Raw genomic sequence first — 1,252 nt, 5'->3', positions numbered from 1 at the left:
GTGGTTCACGTGAAACATAAACCAGAACACATAAAATTTGCTAGGTTACCCAAAACAAAAGGCTCTCCGATGGAGTAATGCCAGTCAGTTAAGCTGACTGGCATTTTTTCTATTTGTCGCATATTTCTTGGGTTTCAGTTTCACCCAACGAGGATAACTTCTATCTTCTCTTCGGGGTGGTAGGATAAACATGGATATTTGCTGTAGTAGTACATCATAGTGTTTAGGGAGTTTCCCAGGACTTGTTAAAGGTAAAGCTGCAAAGTATTGAGTCACAGCCATGGCACTACTCGTAAAGCTTAATTGGTTCGGCCAGATGCTATCTAACTTACTCGCTGCCTTTGTCATAACCTGCCTTATAAGGTTATAGGCTAACAAAATCCCCCAGAGCTCCTGTTTAACCATATCTGGGCGCTTACTCCGCAATGTATATTCACTATCAAGCAAGGTTTGCTTCATTTCCCTATAGCCTAATTCGATTTCCCAACGATAGCGATAGAGCTCTACGATGTCTTCTCCAGGAAAGCGCAACCCATCACGCATTGATGTAAGCACCTGATACTCCTTACCTTTGATGACTTTCGATACTAACCTTGCTTCTATTATCTCAGGCAGGTCATTGAACTTCTTTCTTGCCTGAAGTGATGTTTTTATAGCAACGATAGCATCACTCTGGCTGTATTTATGGACAACTTCACACTGAAAGTCTTTTCTCACAGGGAGCATCCAATGCCTTTCTTTACCTACTTTGTTCCAGCGATTAAGCAGTCCTAAAGAGTAATATCCTTTGTCAAAAATAGTCAGTGATTGATCTGGCGTTTGCTCTATAAGCTCTTCTGCAAGCCGCATTTCACTGGTGCGATAGTCAGAGAATGCACTATCGATTAGCTGATGACTTGTAAGCTCCATCAAGCAAACCATACGAACCTTAGGGTAAATATTTTCAGATGATTGATTGCGCTGCGCCTTAAATTCTTGATGATTTTCGGGGGTATCTGTCGTTCTCCAAACGACACCATCAACAGATAGAAGGTTTAGTCCACACCAAGTTTCGAAGTTAGACGATTGATAGCTATGCGCAGCCATCTTCTTAAAGACTTGCTTTACACCTTCTTCACCTAATCTCTGTCTCGCTTGAACAACAGCACTTGGGGCAACAAAGCGTTGTTTGTCTGGCAGGACAATATCGAGTTGGTTAGCGATATCCCAAACAGATTGTTGACGAAAGAGACTCATTCCAACAACGGACCAA

Annotated in this window: 1 protein-coding gene; it reads right to left on the bottom strand. The window is 42.2% G+C overall.

Features of this window, described 5'->3' with window-relative positions; all coding sequences use genetic code 11:
• Positions 1-84: 84 nt before the first annotated feature.
• Positions 85-1,252, bottom strand: a 1,168-nt coding sequence (locus tag KIV40_RS26845) for an IS4 family transposase (RefSeq protein WP_285352225.1), incomplete at its 5' end; no start/stop codon positions are given.

This window comes from Vibrio sp. D173a (assembly GCF_030248475.1).
Note: the sequence above shows the minus strand (reverse complement) of the source record. Positions and strands in the feature narration are given on the sequence as shown.